Below are 244 nucleotides of genomic sequence, written 5' to 3'. Positions count from 1 at the left end.
ACTACCGTCAGGCACAGCAGGCATTGGCATCTAGTGAAGGGTTCTCAGAAGTAAACCAAACCGGGTACCCAGTCTTCCTCTGCGCCTACTGGCGGAACACGGATACCACGCCTCGCTCGGCGGGTTGTGAAACGCTGAAAGTCTACCTGCCTCGTCCGATGAACAACTTCGTGTCGAAGCATCAGGCAACGTATGCGCGCAACCTTGAGGGATTCCGGCAGGAAGCACCCGATCACCTGGAAAT

The 244-nt window shown here is 56.1% G+C and carries 1 protein-coding gene; it reads left to right on the top strand.

Annotated elements, in window-relative coordinates; all coding sequences use genetic code 11:
* On the top strand, window positions 1–244 hold a 244-nt coding region (locus KMS84_RS44825; protein WP_256921660.1), incomplete at both ends, for a hypothetical protein.

Source organism: Streptomyces hilarionis (assembly GCF_024539675.1).
Lineage (GTDB): Bacteria > Actinomycetota > Actinomycetes > Streptomycetales > Streptomycetaceae > Streptomyces > Streptomyces hilarionis.
The sequence above is the reverse complement of the archived record's forward strand: the minus strand, read 5'-3'. Positions and strand labels throughout refer to the sequence as shown.